Genomic DNA, 21127 nt, shown 5'->3' on the forward strand with positions numbered 1-21127 from the left:
ATTTGCCCAACCCGCTTTTTCTTACTGGTTAAGCATTTATACGATTGATGGGCATCACTAGAGTTATTTTCCCTCAAATGCGTATAGGCTTGTATATTGAATTAGTTTTTTTTGAAATTCTTAATTGGAATATTCTGGTAGAAAGACTAAATTTTAGTCTTAACCTTGAAGTATCAAGGGTTTGACTGGACTGCTCAAAACTTATTTGCCATATTGCTAATGTTGGCTGTTAGAGTCTGTCCTGAATCGAAGCTTACTATGTTTAGTGAATTTTTGAGAAAGTTTTAATTTAGGGTTTGAGCGTAGTTGCACACCATACCAGAGTTACCAGAAAGTCTCTAGAGAGGAGGAGGATTAGGAAAATGCAAGGTTGGTTATCCAAATTCATCCACCGCAAACGTCGTCGGTTTTGCGCCTCTCTGGTGTGGACGTATCGAGAGATTAGTTCTGCTTCTGTAGATGAACTGTGGCAAAAAGTGGTTGACTTAACAGATGTTTCCTGGCATCCGCAACTAAAGAGTACTAATGTTCCCCACGGATTAGTACCCAAACCAGGATTAATTTTTCAAGCTGTCACACGCTTTTCACCGATTCCCATCAGAATTTTTGTGGAACGTGTCAATCCTAGAGAGATGCTGAGTATCCGAGTAATGGCAATTCCTGGAATTGAGGAAAGGGTGACTTATCAAGTAGAATCAACAGTTTGTGGTACTTGTTTGTCTTATTCTGTAACATTACGGGGTTGGTTATCGCCCCTGATTTGGTCTTTATCCCGTCCTTATGCAGACCGCGTTGCACGGTCTTTAGTCGAGGCAGTAGAAAAGACGGCATTACCAGCGGTATCTGGTAAGAAAAAATCTCTTAATGACAGTTGTTTTGATTTTTAGGGACTGGGGATTGGTGACTGGGGGATGAGGGAGCAGGGAGAAGAGTTATTTCCTTTTGCCCCCTGCACCCCGCTCCTCTGCCTCTTCTCAATGCCCAATTCCCAATGCCCAAAGAAAGTTAAGATTCTATTAGGTAATAATGCCATTTGCTAAGTTTTATTACGGCAGCGACAGTGATAACACTAAGCTGACCTTACTTAAGAAAGCATCCAGTTAATAACTAAGATGTTCTCCACAAGAGTGTTTATTCATTTTGAATTTTGAATTTTTATGTACGATGTTCTCGATTCCCGTTCTGTCTTAGAAGTTTTGCGACCAGTGGAAGACCCAGAACTCCGCAAAAGTCTGGTAGAACTTAATATGATTCGTAATGTCACAATTGACGGTGGCAAAGTTAGTTTCACTTTAGTATTAACCACTCCTGCCTGTCCTTTACGTGAATTTATTGTTGAAGACTGTCAGAAAGCTGTCAAAAAACTCCCAGGCGTTACAGATGTCAGTATAGAAGTTACGGCAGAAACACCGCAGCAAAAAAGTTTGCCCGACCGCACTGGCATTTCCGGGGTGAAAAATATCATTGCTGTTTCCAGCGGTAAAGGTGGCGTTGGTAAAAGTACGGTGGCGGTGAATGTCGCAGTGGCTTTAGCTCAAACTGGGGCGAAAGTCGGCTTGCTAGATGCTGATATTTACGGCCCCAATGACCCCACCATGCTGGGTCTGGCTGATGCCCAAATTGTTGTGCGTTCCACTGAAAGCGGTGACATCATGGAACCTGCTTTTAATCACGGCGTCAAATTAGTTTCGATGGGCTTTTTGATTGACCGAGATCAACCAGTAATTTGGCGGGGGCCTATGCTCAATGGTGTAATTCGTCAGTTTCTCTATCAAGTGCAATGGGGGGAACTGGATTATTTGATTGTAGATATGCCACCAGGAACCGGAGATGCTCAGTTAACTTTAACCCAAGCAGTACCGATGGCAGGGGCAGTAATTGTCACCACACCGCAAAACGTAGCCCTGTTAGATTCTCGCAAAGGATTGCGGATGTTCCAGCAGATGAATGTCCCGGTATTAGGGATCGTAGAAAATATGAGCTATTTTATACCCCCCGATCAACCAGATAAGCAATATGACATCTTTGGTTCGGGTGGTGGCTCCAAAACAGCTACTGAATTGGGAGTGCCGCTTTTGGGGTGCGTGCCGTTAGAGATTTCTACACGAGTAGGTGGTGACAACGGTGTGCCAATAGTCGTTGGTGATCCAGATTCAGCTTCAGCAAAAGCATTAACAGCGATCGCTCTTACCATCGCTGGTAAAGTATCAGTTGCTGCCCTGACATAATTATAAATTTTAATTTCTATCTACTTCCTGGGCTATTGCTTGGGAATACTAGGGATTGGGTATTAGGGAGTGGGGAAGTAGGGGGGAATAACTATTAATTATTGCCCAATTCCCAATCCCCAATGTCCAATCCCCAACAATTAAAGCTAAAGTCTAAACTGGCACAATGTTGTTAAAACGATCGCTCCCCAAAATTCGCTGGAAGTCTTGGGTTAAGCCCTGGCAGCATCTAGATTGGCTACTTTTTTGTTTGCCAGTTGCTGTCAGTATCTTTGGCGGCCTGATGATCCTCAGTACGGAACTTAAGCAGCCAGTAACTGACTGGTGGTGGCATTGGATGGTAGCGGGTATCGGCATGCTTATAGCCCTGTTTTTATCTCGTATCCGTTACGAACTTTTGATGCAGTGGCACTGGGTAACTTATGCAATAACGAATTTCAGCTTAATCATCGTGATGATTGCTGGTAGTAGCGCCAAAGGGGCACAGAGGTGGATTCCTATTGCTGGTTTCAATGTCCAACCCTCAGAATTTGCCAAAGTCGGCATGATCATCACCTTAGCTGCTTTGCTACACAGGCGCACTGCTTCTACCCTTGAAGGTGTTTTCCGCGTTCTGGCAATCACCGCTGTACCTTGGGGATTGATATTTTTGCAGCCAGATTTAGCAACATCAATGGTTTTTTGTGCGATCGTTTTAGGAATGCTGTACTGGGCAAATGCCAACCCAGGCTGGTTAATCCTGATGATTTCTCCTGTGATTGCGGCTATTTTATTTAGTACGTCTTGGCCATTAGCAGAGCCGATCGTTTTATTCAAAGAACTATCTTTTGGCCCATTAGGGATAGTTTGGTCAATTGCAATGGCTATTGTCGGCTGGCAAACTCTTCCCTGGCGTCGGTTTGGTTTGGGCACTATCGGTGCATGGACTCTCAATATACTGGGTGGCGAATTAGGAGTCTTTGCCTGGAAGCATATTTTGAAAGAGTATCAAAAAGACCGGCTCACTGTATTCATGAACCCTGATCATGATCCACTCGGTGCTGGATATCACTTAATCCAATCTCGCATTGCTATTGGTGCTGGTGAAATTTGGGGATGGGGTCTGTTCAAGGGACCAATGACGCAACTGAATTTCGTACCGGAACAGCATACAGACTTTATTTTCTCCGCAGTGGGGGAAGAATTCGGTTTTGTTGGTTGTTTGGTAGTACTGTTTGTCTTCTGCTTAATTTGCTTCCGTCTACTGCATGTTGCCCAAACGGCCAAAGATAACTTTGGTTCCTTGTTGGCTATTGGCGTTTTGTCCATGATCGTATTTCAGCTGATTGTAAATATTGGTATGACTGTTGGTTTAGCACCTGTGGCAGGTATTCCTCTACCTTGGATGAGTTATGGGCGTTCTGCGATGCTGACTAACTTCATTTCCTTGGGAATAGTAGAATCGGTAGCAAATTTTCGACAAAGGCAGAAGTATTATTGATTCGTCATTAGTCATTAGTCCTTTGTCCTTGGCTAATGACCGAATGGCACAAAGAAAAGCCTAAAGCTTTGTGTAGTCTTGTTCCCAGCCTCAATACTGGAAAATGTATTCCGAATGGGCTGCTGCCTCTGGTCAAGCCACTAAAGGCAGCAGCCCTCCCAGAATGCTTTCCCTGGAAGTCAGGGCAAGGGCTGTATCTTAACTTAGTGCTATTCGCTAATGACCAATGACTAATGACAAATGACTAATGACAAGTATTAAGCTATTAAAAGGAAACAAACGAGGCTAAAAACATGATTCTGCCTGGAGCAACTGTTCGCGTCAACAATCCCGCAGATACCTATTATCGCTACGAAGGACTCGTGCAACGACTAACTGATGGCAAAGTAGCCGTATTATTTGAGGGTGGTAACTGGGATAAATTAGTTACCTTCCGCCTGAGCGAATTGGAACTCGTAGAGACCACAGCCGGACGTAAAAAAGCCAAATAAAATTAGTCATTAGTCATTTGTCCGTTGTCATTTGGCAAAAACTAATGACTAATGACCAATGACTAATGACTAAATTACTATGCGCCTCCCCCTACCACAGTTTGCCACTGGCGATCGCCATCCCAACCACATTGCGGAGGTGATTGAAACTACTAGTACTGAATTCTTAGCTCAGTGTTTAGAACCAGAAGACTTGAGCTTTCCCTCCATGCCACCCTTTGGTAGTTGGGTCTGCTCTGTAGATGAAGAATCTGGTAATCAAATTTATGCTGTAGTGTATTATGCCACAACGATGCCCATATATTCCGTACATCGGGCGAGAGCATTGGGATTGTCATTGCAAGATTTACGGGAGGAACAACCCCAAATATTTGCCATGCTGAGAACGGAATTTCGGGCTGCGATCGTAGGCTTTGAACTATCTTCGCAAAATCAAAGTTATAACCAAAGAGTATATCAGTATCTACCACCCCGTCCCCCGCAAATCCATCAGGCTGTTTATCGGTGTGAACCAGAAGCTATCATTAAATTTACTGAAGAACTAGATTTCTTAAGGACACTCCTTTGTATCAATGGTGCGCCAATAGAGTCTTTGACCGCAGCTGCCATTCGAGATGTATACCAGTTACGCAAAGCTGACCGAGAATGGCTAATTAAAGCTGGACGTAACTTGAGTGTGCTACTTAAAGACGACTACGATCGCTTGCGGTTCATTTTGAGTCAAATCCACCCGTAGGTAGTTAGTTCTGAGACAATTGCCTAGTTAGTGTAAGTTAAGGTTTTTGATTTTTCGTCAGGTGGCTTCTTTGTTTATATCGATCAGGCGATCGCCCCCAAGGTAATCGCAGTTTTACCATAGCCCCTTCAATTCCTACATGATGGAACTAATATCACAAGTTCTTGTTCTGGAACCAACTTCCCAAGTTCTTGGCAAGGAACCAATTGTTCCCTTTGCTATTTTGCTGGTGGTCATCTTAGTTATACCCATAATGTTTGAGCGACTAAGATTACCAGGATTAGTGGGTTTGGTTTTCTCAGGGCTAGTACTTGGGCCTTCAGGTTGGAATTTATTCCAGTCTGACTCACCGATGATTAACCTACTGTCAGACATTGGGCTAATTTATTTACTGTTTGTCGCAGGGCTAGAAGTTGATCTAGAACAGTTTCGCCGCCAGAAAAGTCGTGCTTTTGGATTTGCTAGCCTGACTTTCAGTGTACCCCTGGTAATGGGAACCCTAGTAGGACTAATTTTAGGCTATGGCTGGAATACTTCAATCTTAATTGGCTCTTTATTTGCTTCCTATACCCTTTTGGCATATCCCATAATCAGTCGTTTGGGAGTGGTAAACAACGAAGCTGTTACTGTCACCACTGGAGCTAAGATTTTTACAGATATTGGTGCAGTGCTAATATTAGCCGTTTGTGTAGCTATGGCTGATGATGAAGCATTCAGCTTTGCAGAACTACTCACTTTGTCTGGTCGGTTAACTATTTACTCTGTTGCCGTTGTCACAGGCTTTGATTGGGCAGGCAAAGAATTTTTCAAGCGGTCTGGAGACGACGAAGGAAACAAATTTTTGTTTGTGTTGCTTTCTGTGTTTCTAGCGGCTGTGGGTGCTCAATTGATTGGGGTAGAAAAAATTGTTGGTGCTTTTTTAGCTGGTTTGGCGGTGAATGAAGCTGTGGGTGAAGGCCCAGTCAAAGAAAAGGTGGTATTTATTGGCAGTGTGCTGTTCATTCCCATTTTCTTTGTTGATCTTGGTTTACTGATCAATCTACCCGCCTTTGTAAATAACCTAGACACGCTGAAATTAACGCTATTGATGATCGTTGGTTTGGTTGTCAGTAAATTGATTGCAGCTTTATTAACGAAACTGGTTTACCGCTATAACTGGCAAGAAATGCTAACGATGTGGTCGCTGTCACTTCCCCAGGTTACTACAACCTTAGCAGCAACGTTAGTGGGATATCGGGCTGAGTTGCTGCCACTAGAAGTATTACACAGCATCATTGTCTTAATGGTTGTCACATCAACCTTGGGCCCTTTGATTACCAGTCGAATAGCTGTTGGTTTGAATTCCTCAGTAGCAGAAGATCCACCACCACCCTTACCTGACCAGCAGAAAGCACCAGAGATAGATAGTGCTTTTACTATAGTTGTGCCTGTATATAATCCTCATACTCAGCAGTATTTGATTGAAATGGCGGCGTTATTAGCACGTCAGTCTCAGGGCAAAATTGTACCACTGGCGATCGCTAATGCTGTTGCTCACATGGATGCACCGCAGTTAGAAGCCTCTCTAAAACGGAGTGAGCAATTATTAACCAAAGCCACTGCACAAAGTCGAATCTTGGGCGTACCGACGGAACCAGTGCTGCGGATTGATGATGCCTTTGCTCAGGGAATTAGCAGAGCCGCTCGTGAACAAAAGGCTAATTTAATTGTTATGGGTTGGGGTAAACGCACTGGGTTACGAGCGCGTTTATTTGGGAATGTGATTGATGGTGTGCTTTGGGCTTCCCATTGTCCAGTAGCGGTGACACGTCTAGTAGAATCACCGAAAAAAATTCAGCGCATCTTAGTACCAATAGAGAACCTAACAGCACCCACATTACAGCCTGTACAATTTGCCCAAATGCTGGCAGAAGCAAATCAGAGCCACATTACTGTGCTGAATGTGTGCGATCGCCGCACTAGTTCTAGTAAAATTGCTTGGAGGCGATCGCATCTCTCACTCTTAGTATCTAAATTGGTTTTGACCAATGCCCCAGAAATTCAAATCATCGCTCATGAAAATGTTGCCCAAGCAATTTTGCAGGCAGCACGATTATATGATTTAGTCGTTTTACCTTTTATACGTAATCGTACCAGTCCTGGAGGGTTAACCATTAGCGATGTCACTACCCAGTTAGCCAGCCAACTCACTTGCTCCATCGTCATGCTTGGAGAACCGCAACGCACTCAAACTAATGTAATTACCTCTAATGCGGCTACTAGCATTACATCTGCTGTATAATATCAGCCATAGTTCAGTCCATTTGAGTAGACTTGAACTGTGATACCATTGACAAAAATATTTGTAGCATGAGTTTTAGTGGAATAGTGTCAGTCTCTGCACTCAAGTGCAGGGCTGAATGTTAGCAAGCGCGACACAGGTTGACTATGGTAATGGTAAGACCTTGAAATTGGACGAGTTTCAAACTACTTCCTGCTACTTTGCATCAAAATGAGAATAGTAGCAACCATAAAAACAGTTTATCTTATTGAAGATTTGATGAACTTTAGATGAAGATTGATAATCTTTAGACTAAGTTTGTTACTTTGCTAATTAAATTCTTAAGCAAAAAGGTAAAAATATAACAAAACTACATCCGTAAAAAAATAGGTAAGTTCAACAATACTTTTTGATGAAGCCTTGTTCTTTTTTGTTTTGTATTTTTGTACCCAAGCTGGGTAATCTAAAAGTAAGTGCAATAGCTACTGAAAATATTTGTAATTAACTGGGAAACTATGAGAATTTTGGTGACGGGCGGTGCTGGGTTTATTGGTTCCCATCTCATCGACCGATTAATGACTGCTGGGCATGAATTAATATGCTTGGATAATTTTTACACTGGCCACAAACGCAACATTCTTAAATGGTTGGGTCATCCGTACTTTGAACTGATTCGCCACGATATAACCGAACCAATTCGGTTAGAAGTAGATCAAATTTATCATTTAGCTTGTCCAGCTTCACCAGTACATTACCAGTACAACCCAGTTAAAACCGTTAAAACTAACGTGATGGGAACACTGAATATGTTGGGGCTGGCTAAACGTGTAAAAGCTAGGTTTTTCTTAGCTTCAACTAGTGAAGTATACGGTGATCCAGAAGTTCATCCCCAAACTGAAGAGTATCGGGGTAGCGTCAATCCCATTGGGATACGTTCATGCTACGACGAGGGTAAAAGAATTGCTGAAACTCTAGCATTTGATTACTACAGGCAAAATAAAGTTGATATTCGAGTTGTTCGGATATTCAACACTTACGGGCCGAGAATGTTAGAAAACGATGGTCGAGTGGTGAGCAACTTTATAGTTCAAGCCTTGCGGGGTAATCCTTTAACCGTCTATGGTGATGGTTCGCAAACTCGTAGTTTCTGCTATGTTTCGGATTTGGTAGAAGGATTCATCCGCCTAATGAATAGCGACTACATTGGCCCGGTCAACCTGGGTAATCCTGGTGAATACACGATTTTACAATTGGCACAAACGGTGCAAAATATGATCAACCCGGAGGCCCAGATTAAGTTCGAGGCACTACCTTCGGATGATCCCCGACGTCGCCAACCTGATATCACAAAGGCAAAAACTTGGTTAAATTGGGAACCTACCATTCCTCTGCAAGAGGGGTTAAAACTGACAATAGAAGATTTTCGCGATCGCATTCAAAGCGATATCAATAATTCAACCATCTAAGCAGCCCCTAGGGGCGCTCTGAATTTTCGTGTAGGCTCATCCTCAATAGCTAAATATACTTAGTGGCTGAGTTTCATGGCAGTGTATAAGTGTCAAATTGAGAACTTCTTTTTGAAGACTAATCCCAAAAAAGTGAGGAGTTAAAAAATGCGTGTTTGCGTGATTGGTACTGGTTATGTTGGTTTAGTTACAGGTGCTTGCTTGGCTCATATTGGGCATGATGTAATTTGCGTAGACAACAACGAAGAAAAAGTTAAGTTAATGAAGTCTGGGCAGTCCCCAATTTTTGAGCCGGGACTCTCAGAAATTATGCAGTCTGCTATTCAAGCAGAGAAAATTCATTTTACTAGTGATCTTGCTGCTGGAGTTTCCCACGGAGAAATTCTGTTTATTGCTGTGGGAACGCCACCTTTACCCACTGGTGAAAGTGATACTCGTTATGTTGAAGCTGTAGCTCGTGGGATTGGCGAAAATCTCAACGGTGGTTATAAGGTCATAGTTAATAAATCTACCGTACCCATTGGCTCAGGTGACTGGGTGCGGATGCTTGTTCTAGATGGTGTTGCAGAGCGGCAAAAAACACTGATACCCGCAGGTGGCGTGCCAAGTGATGAGAAATTACCTGAATTTGTAGCCGAGTTTGATGTAGTCAGCAATCCAGAATTTTTGCGCGAAGGTTCGGCAGTTCACGACACCTTTAACCCCGATCGCATTGTACTAGGAGGCAATAGCCAAAGAGCAGTAGCCTTAATGCAACAACTGTATGCCCCAATCGTGGAACGCAAGTACGCTGACGATCAATCTTTACCTCCTGTACCAATTCTGGCAACAGACCTGAGTTCGGCGGAGATGATCAAATACGCCGCTAATGCTTTCTTAGCCACTAAAATTAGTTTTATTAACGAAGTTGCGAATATTTGCGATCGCGTCGGTGCTGATGTCACCCAAGTAGCTAAAGGTATCGGTCTAGATTCCCGCATTGGTAACAAGTTTTTACAAGCTGGTATTGGTTGGGGTGGTTCTTGTTTCCCCAAAGATGTCTCCGCCCTAATTCACACTGCTGATGATTATGGCTATGAAGCCCAGCTAATGAAAGCTGCTGTCAGTGTCAATGAACGCCAGAGGTTGATTGCTTTGGAGAAACTCCAACAAGTTCTGAAAATTCTCAAAGGCAAAACAGTTGGACTACTCGGACTGACCTTCAAGCCAGATACCGACGACTTGCGCGATGCCCCAGCACTCATCCTAATTGAGCAGCTAAACAGACTAGGAGCCAAAGTTAAAGCCTACGATCCCATTATTTCTCAAACAGGTATGCGTCATGGGCTTTCTGGGGTATTAGTAGAAACCGATGCCGAAAGACTTGCTGACGGCTGTGATGCCTTAGTACTTGTCACCGAATGGCAGCAGTTCAGCACTCTCGACTATGTGAAGATGGCAAAATTGATGGCCCACCCAGTTATCATCGATGGTCGTAACTTCCTCGATCCCGAAGCAATGATCCGGGCTGGATTCCAGTATGTAGGCGTGGGAAGATAGAGAGCTAGGAGTTAGGAGTTAGGAGTGATAAATAAAAATTAATTACTAACTTCTAACTCCTTTCAAAATCTAATAATTTAAACTACCGCCTAGATGAATCTAGGCGGTATTTAATTTGTTTAAAGCTTGACTTTGTATTTTTACGTGTAAAATTGTGTTAAGAGCTACTTGGAACACGTTCAATTTCAGCATATCCACTGAAAATAAGTTTTTGACCTTCAGTTTCTAATCGATTGAGCCGCATTTTCACTCCATCAAGGTCAAAACGATCAAGATCAACCATATTATCTAAAATTTCTACCAGCGCTACGCTCAAGGTTTGCGAGATTTCTCGTTGTGCTTCTGGTACTTGGTCAAGTTGAATTTTTGGATCTTTGAAAGAAACTCGCCGCCGCCTTTCAATGCCTACAGTTAAAATCATGCTCAGGGGTACGAGTTGACCATTATTTAAATCTGCTTTTGCTACAAGCTGTAAGCGATTCTCTGGCAATAGCTGTACCTGGACATCCGTAAAAGAGACTGGTTCACCGCCAGATAATGCCGTCAGGGATGGTACGGTGAGGTTAAGCAGACGCTTTTTCACCAGTTCCGCATTAAAGGCTTGGTTGATGCCTGCTTCTGATAATATGACTTGAGCGATCGCTTGAGTGGGTTGCTTAAGACTAAGTTTGCCACTTAAAACCGAGCCGAAGTCAATAGCCACCGCATCGGTTTCAAAGGACATCTCCTCTACCGCGAAATCTTTCCGAATCACCAAGCCACGACCGCTCATTTTGAAGCTATCAATGCTGCCTTGCAACAGTTTGCTGGAGGGGTAGCAGCGCACAAAGACTTCTACTGACTCGCTTTGGGTAAACAGGTGGCGAATCGTTTGGCTGGCGACTGTATTGAGCATCCGCTCTCCCCAATCAGTGCCTTTAGGATCTTGTAAACCAGTAAGTCCGCCGAACATGTGGTTTTTAGTCTCTAGAAGTTCTTTATACTTTTGTAACAAACTGTGAAGAATACAGCAAGCGATCCCGTGATTAATTGTGCTGATGGGTAGGCATAGGGTAGCTGATGGTTGATGAGCTTATGTATAAAATATTACTGTTTATAAATGTACTACCCATTTTCTTTAGTAGACATACAAGCAGTATTAAAAGATTGTCATAAAGCTATTGAAATATATAAATCTCAAGGTGAAATAATTAAATTATAGAGGATACAAATTTTATTAAAAAGCTTACGCGAGACGTAGCTTGTTTCAGAACTCATATTTTTCTGAGCCTACCAATCCCACACTTTTATCTAGCGCTATCTTTATGTTTTATTTCCAGAAAATCTTTAGTTACTCTAACTATAGAATCTCCATTGATATAATTTGAAGTATAATTGGGCGTTAATGGTAAATTTTTCCCCGATTCTAGTACTAAAATAACCCGAAAGAAGTATTCGTCTATACTAGTATCAATACGTTCAAGCTTAACATCAGTAATTTCGTTCAAAGAATATTGAAAAACTGTTTTTCCTAACGTTCCAAACCACCTGTAACGACTAAGCTTTACAATATTTGCTTCTTTATCAAGGTTACAAGTGATAAATATGCCTGCCCCTGCTATTAAGAACGCTAATATTCCACAAAATATAGCAATGATAAAGTAAATGTAACCAACTAAGCTATCATCAAGTTTAACTGATAAATTCTTCTCTGCTGGATTTGTCAAAAAATTATTAATTTTTAATACTATTGATTGCAATTCTTCAAATTTGATTTTTGGGTATTTAACACGTGTAAAAGGAAATTTATCTGTATTATTCAATAGCAAAATCTCATACACATAATTAGGTTTAGTAGGTTTAACCTGACTATCAGTTTCAATTGTAGTTTCCAATTTAGCCTCTAGTAACTCAGAAACTATTATTTGACTTTTTTCTTGACCAAACCAATCATTGTTTGTTAATTTACATTCGACTGTTAGAGTATTTTGCATTGTATTTAAATTATTATTTGAAATAGCTATATTGTTTGTAGAACGATTACAAACAAGTTGTGTAATAGGTGCAAACATCAAAGTACTAAATAAAAAGTAAACTATAAACTGACTCAAAAGTAGTCCCATACCTAGAAATACTTTTGGTCGAATATGAAAAGTAAGTTTAGTTGATGTTTGATCGGAAAACTTTAGAGGATTAGCTAGAATAAAATAACCTCCTGTTCCTAAATTAATTAGCAACAGAATAGCTCTTAATAAAAAATTCATTTTCTCTGTAGTTCCAAAACCGCTTTAGCAGATAGAAATATTACGCGTTTACCAATTAGATAATAAATTAAGAAAGAATAACCTCAATTAGTCTTCTGTGGCTAGTGCCCATCAAATATGTCAGTATTAGCTCAGTATCGCCACCAAAATCCGAAGTAAGTCGTCTATGTCAGCAGGAACACGATATAAATTCAGGTCTTGAGTTATTTGTTTACTTTCTCGATTCAGTAGACCAAATTGCCAAATATCCCCTGTAGAAACAGCCCCTTGTAAATTTGCCTCTTGAGAGTCAGTCCACGCATCAATAGCAATCAGTTCTACAGCAAGCTGGGTAAAGCCCCTTGCCAAATCAGCATTTTTAGCTTCTACAACTAAAAGTTTATGGTCTGCGTGCAAATAATAATCAAGGGAACCTTTTAATTGTTCTGTAACTATAAGAGGATATTCGATTCTAAGTTGGGCTTGAGTGTAATGAACAACATCCAATAAAATTGGTGCAATTAGTAACTCTCTGCGGGCTGCTTCACTAGTCAAACTAATATATGGTAAACTCTCCTCAATCCTAGATTTGAGATTTACTAGTCTATCTAATTCAATGGTGGACTTTTGTTGATTGAGAGAGGAACGTTTTAAAGAATAGCCAAATTCAGCCAGTATATCTTCTGGCTCGAATAACATCTCAAAATAGCTTCTGAAAGTGTATGAGTGATTTGGCTGCAGGATGGGTGTTTTGCTCATACTTGGATAATTCGTAATTCGTAATTGAGCTTTTTAAAATAACATCAGATTTTCAATAGGTTCGCTTGTCATACAACTTGTATGACAAACATAATAGGCCTCCTACCTCGTTAACAACTTCCGCCGCAGATTATCCAACGCTGCATTAGCACTGACATGACGAATTAGAGCGCGTCCTCGCACTGTGCCAAACTGATACTCAAAACTTGCTACTTCATCGTCTGGCCCAGCTAAACCAACGTAAACTAAACCCACTGGCTTAGTGTCTGTCCCTCCAGTTGGGCCAGCAATACCAGTAATACTCAGTCCCCAAGTGGTTGAAAGTCTGGTTTTTACCCCAATTGCCATTTGCTCTGCAACGATCGCACTTACCGCCCCAAATTTCTCTAAATCTTCCTGCTTAACCCCCAGCAGCCCAACCTTCACCGAATTGTCATAAGAAATTACTCCACCCCAAAAGTAATCAGAACTCCCAGCAATCTCAGTTAACATTTGTCCTAAACCGCCACCAGTGCAAGATTCTGCGACTGAAAGCGTTTCTTTTGATGTCCGCAACAGCTGACCGACCACGGAAGCAAGAGTATCGTTATTAACACCGTAAAAATCCAGTCCGGCGATTTCTTTAAGTTGTTTCTCAATGGGCGCAATTAGTTCTTCTGCGGCTGCTTCTGAAGTTGCTTTAGCAGAGACTCGCAATCTTACTTCCCCCTTACCTGCATAAGGGGCTACTGTGGGATTTGGCAACTTCAAGTAGGAAGCAACTTTTTCGGCCAAAGCAGATTCACCAATACCCCAAAACTTTAAACTCCGGCTGTAAATAATTTCTTTACCCCAACCTTGACTTTTGAGAAATGGGACGGCTGTTTCTTCCCACATCGGGTACATTTCACTGGGAACACCGGGAAAAGTAAAAATTGTGATTTCAGGACGAGGTTGCCAAATGATACCGGGTGCTGTCCCAGTGGGGTTGGGGAGAATTTCTGCACCTTGGGGAATCAAAGCTTGTTTACGGTTACTTGGTGACATAACCCGACCACGTTGGGCGAATTTCTGGGTTATGTCTTCGATGATGTCAGAGCGTTCTACCAAGGGGACTTTAAAAAAATCGGCGATGGTTTCGCAGGTGAGATCATCTGGTGTTGGGCCCAGTCCACCAGTGAAAATGAGAATTTGCGCTCTGGAAATAGCAATTTCTATAACTTCTTTCAAACGTTCTGGGTTATCCCCAACAACTGTTTGATAGTAATGGGGGATACCTAGCTGCGCTAATTGTTGCGCCAAAAATTGAGCATTGCCGTTGAGGATATCTCCTAGCAGCAGTTCAGTACCAACACAAATAATTTCTGCACTCATTGGATTGGGAATGGGGAATGGGGAATGGGGAGTGGGGAATAGGGAGTGGGGAATGGGGAAGAAGAACTATTTATTACCAATGCCCCATGCCCCATGCCCAATTATGCTAGTGCTGGTACAGGGATTTCCAGGTGAGGGTATAAGGGGAAGCGATCGCACAATGCCGCTACCCGTTGCCGACAATCTTGGGTTACTACCTCGGAATCTGGAGAAAGTAGGCGATCGCTAATAATATTTGCAATCTCGGTAAATTCTGCTACTCCTAAGCCCCGCGTGGTCATAGCTGGAGAACCTAACCTCAGACCACTGGTAACAAATGGCGATTGTGGATCAAAGGGAATAGTATTTTTGTTAGCAGTAATATTCACGCTACTAACTAGCTGATCCGCCTGCTTACCAGTTAGATTGACAGAGCGTAAATCTACTAATATTAAATGGTTGTCAGTGCCATTTGACACTAATTTTAAACCTCGATTTTGTAGTTGTTCTGCTAAAGCACGAGCATTTTCAATCACTTGGGCAGAATAGGTTTTAAACTCAGGCTTGAGAGCTTCTCCAAAAGCCACTGCTTTACCAGCAATGACGTGTTCCAATGGCCCGCCTTGGCTACCAGGAAAAACAGATTTATCTAGCTTTTTACCTAGTTCTGCGTCACCAGTCAAAATTAAACCACCTCTAGGCCCACGTAGAGTTTTATGTGTAGTTGTTGTAACTACATGACAATGAGGAATGGGATCGGGATGAAGACCACTAGCAACTAAGCCAGCAATGTGAGCAATATCGGCAAGTAAGTAAGCGCCGATTTCATCAGCAATACTACGGAACTTTTTAAAGTCAATGATACGGGGATAAGCCGAATAACCACAAATCAGCAGCTTAGGACGCTCCCTTAGCGCCAGCTCTCGAATTTGGTCATAGTCAAGTTGTTCTGTTTGTTGACTGACACCATAGTGGCTAACTTGGAACCACTTACCTGAAAAATTTACAGGGGAACCGTGGGTAAGATGTCCTCCATGAGACAAATCCATCCCCATAATTTTGTCCCCTGGTTGCAACAGCGATAGGAACACTGCAAAATTAGCTTGTGCGCCAGAATGGGGTTGCACATTCGCATGAGCAGCACCAAATATCTGTTTAGCACGGTCGATCGCTACTTGCTCGATTTTGTCGATAAACTCACAACCGCCATAGTAGCGTTTACCAGGTAAACCTTCGGCATATTTATTTGTTAGTACCGAACCTTGAGCCGCCAGTACAGCGGCGGAGGTAAAATTTTCACTAGCAATCAACTCCAAGTGATCTCGCTGACGCTGTAGTTCGTCGTTGATTAACCCCGCGATCGCTGGATCACCGGAGGAAAGAAAGTCTGAATTAGTCTTAGTCACTTCAATTATCCTTATGGAAATTTGTACAACGGCTGATTTGGGTTGGATAAAGCACCTAAATAACAGTCAAGAGCAATAGTTTTTGACTGCTGTACAGAGGCGATTAATCGTCTCCGTACTCTGAGGTTTATTTGTGCCAACTTATTTATTATTAGACCCAAGCTCAATTAATGCATTAATAATCATAACCTTGCTTTTTGAAATCCTCACCTTGCTGTGTGTTGTGAGGTCGTTAGACAGTATTCTTTATGAGAAAGAGAGAAAGGCGTTTAGTTCCCTTTCGGGGATGAAAACGAACTTCAGACAAGATTGCCCTACTTAATCATTCGTAAGCAACAAGAACCCCGACTTCTTAAAGAAGTCGGGGTTCTGCGGGTTGCAATTCTCACAAATCAAAAAATCAAATAGGATTCACATAGCGATTTTGATAGTAAGCCAAAATCTGGTTAACTCGTTGCCGACTTTCTGAACCAGAGTTTGCTGTCCACGAGAGGCTCAAACCAGCAATTTGACTTTGATTGTAATCAAACTGCTGGGATGACTGGGGAATTAAATCCACTTCCACCCCTTCGACTTGATGTAAATGCGCTGCTATTTCTCTATAAACAGCTAAAGGCAAACTAGCGAATTCAATTTTTTCCTTACTCTCCATCTTTATGAAGCTCCCACATTAAGAGAATTTTGGAGAGGCGTTGTCACTGAAATAGGATTGCCGGTAGCAGATGCCGCTGACGGCGTTGAAGTGACAGCCCCTTCCCCTACCATTTTGGCAACTTCAATACCAAATTGTTCCAAAATCACGATGGGGTTGTAGCCCTGATTCATTTCAATACGTTTAATCAGTACGCCATTTGCCAATCGCTGTCCCGCTTGTACATAGCGACTTGTCGGCTCATCGGGTACTTTGATAATTGCCTGTGGTTCCTTACTAATTAGAACTACACCAGTCACAACCACTGCCCTTGCTAATTCAGGTTGTGCTGGTGGTGGCAATACAGAGGCTAAAGTTGGGTTGGGGACAACTTGAGGCAAAACCTTGGGTAAAACTGAAGTCAAGGTAGGATTGACTTTTTTTGCTACAGAAGAAACGTTATTTTTCTTTGGATTTAAAGCTATGCTACGTGCTGGAAGTTTTCGTACTGCTAATGATGCAGTAGGTAACTTAGGCAACACGGGAAGAGGTCTTCTAGACGTTTGAAGCATTCCGGGAACCGTTTGCCCGAAAAGTTGTGTAAAGGGGTCACTTCGATCTTTTGATACCACAAGTTCTCGTGCCCGTTGTGTAGCATTAGTGGATTGAATCAAGTTAGCAGATGCAGGATTAACTTGTGAAACCTGTTTGGCAGGTATCACTGGATTCTTAAAGGATTGAGCCGCTGGTGGCGACTTTGTGGCTATTTTGGGAATTGGTACAGGATTGACTGCTTGTTGTGTATCTTCAGAAGCACATCCAGCGATCGCCAAAGTTAAAATAGCTGCAATTGTAATTTTTGAAGTTCTGCCCATGAGCTGTTCTCAAAAGCCATTGGAAAATTGAAACATGGAAATCAACATGCCTGAAATGTGTATTAAAGGCAAAGTATGTTCCCTTTATAACCTAGTTTTTTACATTTCAAGGGTTATTTTTAGCACTGCCTATCCAGCATAACTGCGGGTTGGTGTTTGTTTGCAGTTAGTCCTCAGCCACACCCATAAGCTCTTTCATCAAATCCAGACCTTTCTTGACTCTACGGGAAACCGTAACTACACTGATACCCAGATGCTCTGCAACTTGTTTTTGGGTTAAATCTTGCAAAAACACACATTCCAACACATCGCGGGTACGTTTTTCTAGCTGAACTAACGCTTGTTGTAAGCGAAGTTGGTCTTCTTGTGCCAGTTGAAAGCTTCGATAGTGAGGATCTGGAACCAATTCTCCCAAGCAGGTAGAACCTTCTTCTCCATCTTGGATTGGCACATCGAGACTTAAGGGAGCGCGATTGACCCATGCTAATTTAATCTCTTGCCATTCGTTTGGAGAAATTTCTAGTGCTGTTGCTAATTCCGAGTCGGTTGGTTGGCGATTATGTTTTTCACGCCAAGAACGTGATATTCCTATTGCTTGCTGTTGGAGGGCTAACCATTTCCGAGGAATTCGCACGGTGACACCTTTATCTCGGAGATAATGTTGAATTTCACCCCGAATATAAGGAAGAGCGTAGGAACTGAAGGCATGTCCCTTGGAAAGTTCAAATCTTTCAATAGCTCTGATTAAACCCAAACATCCAACCTGGAGCAAATCATCGTAGGTTTCATGACATTGATTTGTCCAGTAGTGAGCTTCTTTTCTCACAAGTCCAAAATTGAGTTTTACCAGTTGATTACGGATATTTTCTGACGGAGATTGCTGATATTCTCGCAACAACTGCCAAATTTCGTGTTTTAGTTCAGTGGTGACTGTGGTAGGCATAGCACCGGGTTTATTGAGCAAATAAAGAATCAATTATTCGCTTTTAAATTAAGCTGTGATCGCACGACATCAAAGACAATATCGCGCTATATTTCCGAGCAAATACTATGGTAGATAACAAAGCTTTTCTATCAAAACTCCATAGATTGCTTGACAATAGAGCAAAATTTAAATGGGCGAAATCGGTATTTAGTTGGTTATTTATCTTTGGTATGATCTGTAGGTTTTTTGAGAACTACATAGAAATAAAATATAAAATTAATCACTAAATATCAAACCGAGATTGTACTTAACTTGAATTAATTCATGATGAAGTTAATTTATAGAAACAAAACAACAGTAGTCGGGTTTTTGTTGGAATAGTAAAAGTTATATTTACAGTAAAATTACGTGTCTATTCAACAGGGATTTATCTAATAACTAAAAATGACTAAATAATTTAAAAGAATACTATGTATATTTACGCAAGCCAATAAAAAAAGGGCATCTAGCCCTTTTTTGTACTTAATTCTATAGTCTTTTAATGAAAGGGAAAAGGTTAAAGGGATGAATCAAGTGACCCACAAAATTAAGGGATCAAAATTTTCCCAATTGCCAGAGCTATTTTGCTCGGCTTTAACTTTTCTCCATCTTTGTAAAAAACCTATCTACCCTCTTGAAAAAAGAGGGTAGATAGGTTAACTTTTGTGATCAAATCTGATACTTACAGAATTGTCATTCTGAGTGCCAGTTATTTGCCTTACTTCCAAAGATTTAGCCACGAGTAGGTTCAACCCGTCCATAAAATAGACCGCGAATCTTAACTTCTTTAGGTTCGCCAGCACCTAAATCTGTATCAGATGGCTGTTCACTCTCGAAAGTACCAGCAATTTCACCGCTAGAACTGTCTATTTTAGCGATTTGCAGAGAAATCTTGCCATTGAGATTTTCAGCACGCTTGACGTTAGTACGGGTAAGTTCTTCATCATCTGCTTGGGCGGGGAGCGCTACGGCATTATCGTAGCCACTGACAACACCACGACCTTTAGGATCTAGGAAGGCAGCACCACGATAAGAAGGAACTTTGAAGGTGCCTTCAAAGTCCGTAGAGGTGTTAATACTGGTCAAACTGGGTTGGCTTTGAGCAACCAAGTTTTTGATGGTGAAGAGGAAAGGTACTCTCTCACCACCAGGAAGCTGCACAGTGATGGCTTGGAAATCAAGACCATCAGTTTCCGTAAAGGTCAAGCTATTATCTGAGTTGATTTTTAGATCACCTTGCACCTGGTCAATGGTGGAAGTGTATCTGGTCAACAATTTGCCAGCAACAAATTCTGCTTCTTGCCGTTTATTAGCAGGTTCTTCTTTGATGAAGAAGCTAGTTGGCTCCAAGCAAAGTTCTTTGATGGCATAAGACTGGCTAGAATCAATGGGAATGGAACCACGGCTTGTTTCTGCTAGTTGGGGGCATTTGTTAGCCAAGCCAGTGCCACGAATTTGATCGTAAGTAAGTACATCTCTACCACTACTACTAGTAGGTGCATCACTACAAGCAGTTATTAGACCTAGGCACAAAGCCAAGAATGCAACAATTAAAGCGCGATACCTCATGGTCAACCTCAATCTCAAAAATTAATATCTAAGTTGTAAAACTGCATCGAAGCTTTGATCTCTGATGAGAAGCCGCTACTCTGCGAAAAGCTACCTTTGTTCAGACACGACTTTGCTTTGATTAAGAAAGTTGAAGCAAGTGTCCGGGAGTTTAGGTTGTCAGCTGCTCAAACTTTTCTCTGCTAAACGTAGCTAAACGTGTCGCTCTCTTGAGCTTGGGGTGTAAAACCCATAATAAGTAGCACACTGAATCCATATTTGGATGTGTGTTACTAGGGGAGCAAAAAACCAGCAGTTTTACTGTTGGTGGCATTTGTTAGAGTTGGGCGGGTGGATGAGTAATCTCCACACAGAGGAGCATAAATGTTTGCCTCAAAGAGCGCGAAGAGGGGTGTCTGCTTCGCACTTTGCTCTTGCTGATAGCAAAAGCGGCGTCGCCCAAGTCTTTTTGTATCATGTATGTGACGCCACTACATACAGCCCATTGTTTTATGGGTAAATCAGCCAGATCATACGATTTTTTTTAACTCAAAATCAAAGTACTCAAAATCCAAGAAAGTCTCGTCCTGATCACATCTAGCTGCTGTGGAGGCTATGGTAAAGGTTACTACGCTCTTTTAGGAGCGATCGCAATTACTTTTGATAAAGATACAAATCTAGTTATATTCAACCCTGACTAGGGCAAGTGAGGGGACAGGGGACAGGGAACAAACTAGGGAAAATTAAAAATCTCCGGTAAATTTGAGTTGACCTCATTTATACGGAAAGGGTGGCATGAACGATAACAAAAATATTGAATCAGGGGAGTTGTCCTGTAAAGTGCAAGCGATCGCAACTGTGGTGCATGATGCAGTCCAGGGTTGTCAAGGCGATACTGTAGCTCTTTTAGCTTTGCTGCGACAATTGGAACAGTTACACCGAGAGATTCGGGATGGGGTTTTTCAAGAGAGTTTGCCTGTTAATCGTCGCCAACTCTACTCGCTACTAAAAGATATTGAGTCTGAGGGAGGCTGGCCTTATATTGAGCGCATGAGACTACAAGCATTTTTAGCGAATTTGCCACAAGAGGCTCCCGAAGAAAATAACCATGAAGTTCTGGAGAGCGATCGCTCCTTTGGCTGATGATCTCGAAATAAATTTCTAACTCTGAATTAACAACTCTGATCGCC

The 21127-nt window shown here is 42.0% G+C and carries 19 protein-coding genes; 10 read left to right on the forward strand and 9 right to left on the reverse strand.

Features of this window, described 5'->3' with window-relative positions:
• The first annotated feature begins 362 nt into the window (after positions 1-362).
• The 9 genes from ACWATR_RS13675 to ACWATR_RS13715 all read left to right on the forward strand — a co-directional run bounded on the left by ACWATR_RS13675 (position 363) and on the right by ACWATR_RS13715 (position 10200).
• Positions 363-887 (forward strand): SRPBCC family protein, encoded by a 525-nt coding sequence (locus ACWATR_RS13675; RefSeq protein WP_292735314.1) that lies wholly within the window; start codon positions 363-365, stop codon positions 885-887.
• 270 nt (positions 888-1157) lie between these two features.
• Positions 1158-2228, forward strand: a complete 1071-nt coding sequence (locus ACWATR_RS13680; RefSeq protein ID WP_460333075.1) for an Mrp/NBP35 family ATP-binding protein — start codon at positions 1158-1160, stop codon at positions 2226-2228.
• A 166-nt stretch (positions 2229-2394) separates the two neighbouring features.
• Positions 2395-3708, forward strand: coding sequence for a rod shape-determining protein RodA (gene rodA, locus ACWATR_RS13685; protein WP_460333078.1), 1314 nt, complete (start codon positions 2395-2397; stop codon positions 3706-3708).
• Positions 3709-3743: 35 nt separating this feature from the next.
• Positions 3744-3938: a hypothetical protein gene (locus tag ACWATR_RS13690; protein ID WP_460333081.1), complete on the forward strand. Its 195-nt coding sequence runs from the start codon at positions 3744-3746 to the stop codon at positions 3936-3938.
• A gap of 63 nt (positions 3939-4001) precedes the next feature.
• Positions 4002-4199 carry an NAD(P)H dehydrogenase subunit NdhS gene (locus ACWATR_RS13695; protein ID WP_069070957.1) on the forward strand — a complete coding sequence of 66 codons (198 nt, stop codon included), beginning with the start codon at positions 4002-4004 and terminating at the stop codon, positions 4197-4199.
• 79 nt (positions 4200-4278) lie between these two features.
• Positions 4279-4935, forward strand: coding sequence for an HAS-barrel domain-containing protein (locus tag ACWATR_RS13700; RefSeq protein WP_460333085.1), 657 nt, complete (start codon positions 4279-4281; stop codon positions 4933-4935).
• Between the two features lie 142 nt (positions 4936-5077).
• Complete coding sequence (locus ACWATR_RS13705; protein ID WP_460340398.1) at positions 5078-7216, forward strand: cation:proton antiporter; 2139 nt, start codon at positions 5078-5080, stop codon at positions 7214-7216.
• A gap of 494 nt (positions 7217-7710) precedes the next feature.
• Positions 7711-8661, forward strand: coding sequence for a UDP-glucuronic acid decarboxylase family protein (locus ACWATR_RS13710; RefSeq protein WP_460333088.1), 951 nt, complete (start codon positions 7711-7713; stop codon positions 8659-8661).
• 147 nt (positions 8662-8808) lie between these two features.
• Positions 8809-10200, forward strand: coding sequence for a UDP-glucose dehydrogenase family protein (locus ACWATR_RS13715; protein WP_460333091.1), 1392 nt, complete (start codon positions 8809-8811; stop codon positions 10198-10200).
• Positions 10201-10357: 157 nt separating this feature from the next.
• Here ACWATR_RS13715 and ACWATR_RS13720 read toward each other — a convergent pair whose 3' ends face one another.
• The 9 genes from ACWATR_RS13720 to psbO form a co-directional block, all read right to left on the reverse strand.
• A complete protein-coding gene (locus ACWATR_RS13720; protein ID WP_460340401.1) occupies positions 10358-11152 on the reverse strand; it encodes an LmeA family phospholipid-binding protein in 795 nt (264 codons plus the stop codon).
• A 334-nt stretch (positions 11153-11486) separates the two neighbouring features.
• Complete coding sequence (locus ACWATR_RS13725; protein ID WP_460333094.1) at positions 11487-12443, reverse strand: hypothetical protein; 957 nt, start codon at positions 12441-12443, stop codon at positions 11487-11489.
• Positions 12444-12569: 126 nt separating this feature from the next.
• Positions 12570-13181 carry a hypothetical protein gene (locus ACWATR_RS13730; protein WP_460333097.1) on the reverse strand — a complete coding sequence of 204 codons (612 nt, stop codon included), beginning with the start codon at positions 13179-13181 and terminating at the stop codon, positions 12570-12572.
• Between the two features lie 102 nt (positions 13182-13283).
• Entirely contained in the window at positions 13284-14534 is a 1251-nt protein-coding gene (locus tag ACWATR_RS13735; RefSeq protein ID WP_460333100.1) for a competence/damage-inducible protein A, read from the reverse strand.
• A gap of 101 nt (positions 14535-14635) precedes the next feature.
• Positions 14636-15919: a serine hydroxymethyltransferase gene (glyA, locus tag ACWATR_RS13740; RefSeq protein WP_460333103.1), complete on the reverse strand. Its 1284-nt coding sequence runs from the start codon at positions 15917-15919 to the stop codon at positions 14636-14638.
• A 400-nt stretch (positions 15920-16319) separates the two neighbouring features.
• Positions 16320-16571: a hypothetical protein gene (locus tag ACWATR_RS13745; protein ID WP_460333106.1), complete on the reverse strand. Its 252-nt coding sequence runs from the start codon at positions 16569-16571 to the stop codon at positions 16320-16322.
• A gap of 2 nt (positions 16572-16573) precedes the next feature.
• Positions 16574-17425: a hypothetical protein gene (locus ACWATR_RS13750; protein WP_460333109.1), complete on the reverse strand. Its 852-nt coding sequence runs from the start codon at positions 17423-17425 to the stop codon at positions 16574-16576.
• 166 nt (positions 17426-17591) lie between these two features.
• Positions 17592-18368 (reverse strand): RNA polymerase sigma factor SigF, encoded by a 777-nt coding sequence (locus ACWATR_RS13755; protein WP_460333112.1) that lies wholly within the window; start codon positions 18366-18368, stop codon positions 17592-17594.
• 753 nt (positions 18369-19121) lie between these two features.
• Positions 19122-19958, reverse strand: coding sequence for a photosystem II manganese-stabilizing polypeptide (psbO, locus tag ACWATR_RS13760; protein ID WP_069070945.1), 837 nt, complete (start codon positions 19956-19958; stop codon positions 19122-19124).
• A 774-nt stretch (positions 19959-20732) separates the two neighbouring features.
• On the opposite strand from psbO, the gene ACWATR_RS13765 reads away from it, so the two are divergent.
• Entirely contained in the window at positions 20733-21080 is a 348-nt protein-coding gene (locus ACWATR_RS13765) for a hypothetical protein (protein WP_460333116.1), read from the forward strand.
• The last annotated feature ends 47 nt before the right edge of the window (positions 21081-21127 follow it).

The sequence above is a fragment of the Nostoc sp. UIC 10890 genome, from assembly GCF_054786515.1.

Coding starts and splice junctions, on each gene's coding strand:
- ACWATR_RS13680 (WP_460333075.1), top strand. CDS start 1,158: ATGTACGATGTTCTCGATTCCCGTTCTGTCTTAGAAGTTTTGCGACCA.
- ACWATR_RS13750 (WP_460333109.1), bottom strand. CDS start 17,425: ATGGGCAGAACTTCAAAAATTACAATTGCAGCTATTTTAACTTTGGCG.
- psbO (WP_069070945.1), bottom strand. CDS start 19,958: ATGAGGTATCGCGCTTTAATTGTTGCATTCTTGGCTTTGTGCCTAGGT.
- ACWATR_RS13675 (WP_292735314.1), top strand. CDS start 363: ATGCAAGGTTGGTTATCCAAATTCATCCACCGCAAACGTCGTCGGTTT.
- rodA (WP_460333078.1), top strand. CDS start 2,395: ATGTTGTTAAAACGATCGCTCCCCAAAATTCGCTGGAAGTCTTGGGTT.
- ACWATR_RS13690 (WP_460333081.1), top strand. CDS start 3,744: ATGACCGAATGGCACAAAGAAAAGCCTAAAGCTTTGTGTAGTCTTGTT.
- ACWATR_RS13705 (WP_460340398.1), top strand. CDS start 5,078: ATGGAACTAATATCACAAGTTCTTGTTCTGGAACCAACTTCCCAAGTT.
- ACWATR_RS13730 (WP_460333097.1), bottom strand. CDS start 13,181: ATGAGCAAAACACCCATCCTGCAGCCAAATCACTCATACACTTTCAGA.
- ACWATR_RS13695 (WP_069070957.1), top strand. CDS start 4,002: ATGATTCTGCCTGGAGCAACTGTTCGCGTCAACAATCCCGCAGATACC.
- ACWATR_RS13755 (WP_460333112.1), bottom strand. CDS start 18,368: ATGCCTACCACAGTCACCACTGAACTAAAACACGAAATTTGGCAGTTG.
- ACWATR_RS13720 (WP_460340401.1), bottom strand. CDS start 11,152: ATGTTCGGCGGACTTACTGGTTTACAAGATCCTAAAGGCACTGATTGG.
- ACWATR_RS13725 (WP_460333094.1), bottom strand. CDS start 12,443: ATGAATTTTTTATTAAGAGCTATTCTGTTGCTAATTAATTTAGGAACA.
- ACWATR_RS13710 (WP_460333088.1), top strand. CDS start 7,711: ATGAGAATTTTGGTGACGGGCGGTGCTGGGTTTATTGGTTCCCATCTC.
- ACWATR_RS13735 (WP_460333100.1), bottom strand. CDS start 14,534: ATGAGTGCAGAAATTATTTGTGTTGGTACTGAACTGCTGCTAGGAGAT.
- ACWATR_RS13765 (WP_460333116.1), top strand. CDS start 20,733: ATGAACGATAACAAAAATATTGAATCAGGGGAGTTGTCCTGTAAAGTG.
- ACWATR_RS13745 (WP_460333106.1), bottom strand. CDS start 16,571: ATGGAGAGTAAGGAAAAAATTGAATTCGCTAGTTTGCCTTTAGCTGTT.
- ACWATR_RS13715 (WP_460333091.1), top strand. CDS start 8,809: ATGCGTGTTTGCGTGATTGGTACTGGTTATGTTGGTTTAGTTACAGGT.
- ACWATR_RS13700 (WP_460333085.1), top strand. CDS start 4,279: ATGCGCCTCCCCCTACCACAGTTTGCCACTGGCGATCGCCATCCCAAC.